Genomic DNA, 4,311 nt, shown 5'->3' with positions numbered 1-4,311 from the left:
TTCTCTGCCGGTCATGGCCACGCAGCGTGATGGTCAAATCCGATGCAAATGATTGGTCAGGTCGAATTCAAATGGGTGGACAAGTCCGTGCATAAACCAAGGGGCCTAGGCCCCTTGGTTTATGCCGCGCGTCCCATAAGCTGATTTTGCTCTTTTGCRGCTTTCTCACGCTGTCGGTCGATGTAGTCTGAAAGGTCTTTCAGATGGATGCCCAGCTCGGCCTTCTGGCTATTGGCGCCCAGGCGCACCACCGGAATATCGATCTCGCCTGATAGGCGTTTTTGCTTGAATTTTTCTACGGTTAAATTCATGTAATCTGCGCAAACGCAATCCAGTGGAATGACTGCTTGCCCATTGTATTGAGCCATCAGAAGAAAAAGGGTGTTCATGCCGCCACCTCGATTGGTTTAATTTCTGGACCTGTATTGGCTCTGAGTAAGGTCATCATCGACCTCGGCAGCACCGAACCTCCATGGACGGTTTGTGCGAATATGGGCATGCTTCGCTTCCGCTTTGGAGCAAGGAGCCAGCAATGATTGCTGACGGCGCTATATTCACCAGTAAAAGACTGGTTTGGTGGTTGCTTTCCCCGCTGGGTGTATTGCTCGTTGTAGGAGGGCTGGTTCTGGTTTTTTTGGCAGAGTGATGCGCCTGCTTGGTTCCAAGTAATCGGTAGCTTGGCTGCGGTTGTAACTGCATTGGTTGTAGCTAATAAACAGGCGCGTGACACGGCTCAGGCACGCAGGACTAACGATGAAGTGGTGTTTCGACTGGRTTGCGGTGTTGCAACGCGTGCCGCTGCGGTGAGTAGTCTTTTGTTTCAGAACTTCGACACAATTCAATCCAATGACAAGGCTGCCCGAGTTGAAATAATGACCACAGTTGAGGAGCAGCTGCTCGCAATGCGTGGCATTAATCCTGTCGATTTGCCGTTGCCCGATATGGTGGAACCCTTTCTGGTTATTAGGGGCGCCCTGGAGCAGAGCGTGGTCATGGCGCGCCTTCTTTCCGATACAGGCACGATTGATAGATTGAGGTGCGCGACAACGCTCTCGATGAATTCCCAGGCTATTCACGATGCGGCCAGAAAGTTGTCTGGTCTGCGGCTGGTGTGAAGTTTCTGGCGAGTATTTATACCCCACAACAAGCTGCGCGGGCGGGCGATTCTGAGCGATTAGCGTTGCGTCAGGTACGGCTGCCCCGCGCAGCTTTTCGTGGGGTATAAGTGTCTCGGCGGTGGCGCTAAGCGGGTCAATAATGCCTGCTGCTGCGCAGCAGAGACTGTTTGTTTCTGGTGCGTTACCGCCAAAGTCGAATTGTTCAAGCGCCCCATTCTGGACGCGGGCTGGATTATCACTGTACCCGACTACGTTGCTATGGCGGACATCTTCGACCGCGCCATAAACCACGAGTGGCCAGCAGGGTAGGTCTGCATGGTGTTTGGCTGCGTCTGCGTCAGTCTGTTGCAACGATTCGTACATTCTTCATTCGGCCTACAACGCCTGCGCCGGTACACTGCCAACCGATTCTCTTTTGAGGTTGGTCGTAATGGTTAGTCGCCGGCAATTGATAAAAATCAGTGCACTCGGCACCGCTTCATTTGCGGCGCCGGCGGCTTACTGTGTGAGCGAGATGACCATGAGCTACAACACCCGTAACCCGATCGGTAGCACCGATCCGCGCGATTTGTCGGACAACGCGAAATGCTTAGATAGCTTCACGAACGGGCCCGAGCCCACATATACAGATCGGCTTGGGGCGAATCGCAAAAGCATCCCGGGGATGATCGCAGAGTTTGATACCTACCAGTTGCAACGGGGTGAAGCGTTTCATAGTGCTCAGACCAACCGCGAATCGGTGTTCGATGCGGCCCAGGCATCTCGCCGTTCTGATTTCGCCACATTTATGGATGCGAGTGGGTTTGAGTCGCCAGAGGCATATATCGCCGGACTTTTGCTCAGTAGGATCACGCAAACGGTTTCCTATCTCGGTAACGAGTACCGTGTAAAAAGTCAGTTCCTTCCGCTCACGACCACCACCTGGGCTACGGACGAATCGAAGCTGAAGTTGGTCGGCGACGACTCGCTACGCCAAGAGATGGCACTGGCCGGCGGATCACAGAAGGTGGGGTGGTCGAGAACAATCCTATCCGAAACGATAAAAACCGTCGGGGAAATGCTTTCCGCGCAGGCCTACAACGTGTGGGAGTATGCCGACAGCATCATTAGCAAGCCGACATCTGATCCCAAAACTTGGGACTGGTCGCCTGCCTTAATCGCGGCTTGGAACGCCACTCCAGCGGGAGGCTCTCTGGTTGTCCCTCTTGGCGTACATATCGCATCCGCAGTTACCTTGCCGGACAAAGCGGTCAATCTTTACTGCATGGGGCCGATCACGGTTGCCGATGGCAATTGGACGGCGTTGTACTTCGACGGCACGGCCAATGTGGTTGAATACCCAGGCACTATTCTGACAGGGCTTACCGCTTCAGACACGAAGTTGAATTTCGTATCGGGAATGGAACCAAACCTCAATCCCACCGAATATTACCTGGTCATTTATTCGAATGAGGTAAACGTCAATCGGGTTAACGAGGCTCATTACACGCCATACTTGAAGCGAGAGACCCACTCGCTCAGCCATTACGACTGGTCGGTCCATGACCCAATTTTGTACACCTACAATAACTTGGTCGGCGTTACTCTGCGTTTTGTAAAAAAAGCACAACGCACCAAAATTGTAGGTCTTTCGTTGGTTGCAGATACAACCACGGACCGAACGGCACGTGATCTTTTACGCACTTGCTATAAGAGTTGCGTGGACTTCGAGGGTTTGTTCATTGATGCATCGAAGGCCAACCGGGCGGGGTTTGGTTTCGAAATGTTCGGGTGTTTCGATTTCGTGCTGAACTCTCCACGCGTGCTGGGTTACAACTTGACTGGCTTCGACTCCTATAAAATCCGCAACTTCCTGTCGGCGCATTTGGTGTTTAACCATTATATCGATGCCACTGACCGGGATGTCGGAGGGATCAAAACTGAGCGTGCCTATGCCGCCATGTACGGCAATTTGGTGTTGTTCTACAACTGTCATCTGAATGGTATCGATGAGCACTTCGGCAGTCGGTACATCATTCGGGGCGGCAGTCTTTCGCACCGCGGCGTTGGGTTCTCCGGCCGAGACTTTACCATTGACGGCACCCGATTTACTGGGCCGGGGGTGATGTTCCAACCACGAGACGATGCGCCATCGTGTTCCGGTACGCTGCGTATCGACAACGTTGAGCTCGATGCCGTATCCCGTTTGATCCTCGCCGAGACCAATACCACGGCGGACCCATTGGGTCGCACCACCCCCTTCAAGTTTTTTGATCGGGTATTGATCGACGGTGTTGTAGTTAAGGGAGGAAAGCAAGTAGAGGACAACATTATCTCTATTCGAGGAATTCGGAGTGCCGCCAAGTTCACATCATCCCTGACGACCCTGTTTGAAATTARGAATCTGAAGGTGTTTAGTGAGCGCACGACAGTGGACCAGTGCATCGTCCAGGTAGCTAACGCATGGATCGGTATGCTCCACGCCAAGGACTGGGAGATCGCTGACAGCGCCGTTGCGTACCGGGGAGACATTCGATATTTAGGGCCGATCTATGATGCGCTCAACGTCGGGGAGCTGAAACTTACCAACAGTCGAGCGACAGTTTACGGTGTCCGAAATACAGCCAAGCTCACCATGCAGGGCGGTGCTCTGGCGGGTAGTGGCGAACGGCTGTTGGTGTCTGGCGACCATGGAGATGTCACAGTCGCCTTGTCTGGCGTGGATCTGTTGAAACCGCTCAGCGAATTGGCGCCCATTGCCGGAGCTAACCCTACTTGGGATATCGTCGATTGCAAGGTGGCAGTTGCGCCCGATAACCTGGCGGGCCGAGTTGGCCGTGGGCTGCGTAACACTATTGCAGTCGGTGTGGCCTTGCCGGGCGCGTTGGTTGGCAAGCTGCGAGTGTATGAAAACCCAAGCCTGTACATTCCGGCAACGATCCTGGCGACAGGTTCTTGGAGCGTACCCACCATTGCCACCGGCGGTTTTACTTCGTTTGATTTCGTGGTGAGCGGAGTCGTCTTCGGGGACCAAGTGGATGTAAGTATCTACCCGTTCGCACTGCTGGTTTCTGCGCAGGTAACGGGGCCTGATACGATCAAGGTGACGCTGTATAACGGCACTACCAACGCAATCTCCCCGGGGATTCAGGGGCTGAGGTTTACTGTCAGGAAAGTTTAAATAGTTGGATCGAGGGGGCTCAACGATTTGCTC

3 protein-coding genes are annotated in these 4,311 nt (G+C 53.6%); 2 read left to right on the top strand and 1 reads right to left on the bottom strand.

Annotated features, from left to right (window positions below; genetic code table 11):
* Positions 1-119: 119 nt before the first annotated feature.
* Positions 120-389, bottom strand: a complete 270-nt coding sequence (locus tag ACXRVY_RS18610) for a pyocin activator PrtN family protein (RefSeq protein WP_223462678.1) — start codon at positions 387-389, stop codon at positions 120-122.
* A gap of 288 nt (positions 390-677) precedes the next feature.
* On the opposite strand from ACXRVY_RS18610, the gene ACXRVY_RS18605 reads away from it, so the two are divergent.
* Entirely contained in the window at positions 678-1,115 is a 438-nt protein-coding gene (locus ACXRVY_RS18605; RefSeq protein WP_458237947.1) for a hypothetical protein, read from the top strand.
* 523 nt (positions 1,116-1,638) lie between these two features.
* Positions 1,639-4,278, top strand: a complete 2,640-nt coding sequence (locus ACXRVY_RS18600; protein ID WP_458237946.1) for a hypothetical protein — start codon at positions 1,639-1,641, stop codon at positions 4,276-4,278.
* The last annotated feature ends 33 nt before the right edge of the window (positions 4,279-4,311 follow it).

The organism is Pseudomonas sp. P5_A2_2 (assembly GCF_054177685.1).
The sequence above is the reverse complement of the archived record's forward strand: the minus strand, read 5'-3'. Positions and strand labels throughout refer to the sequence as shown.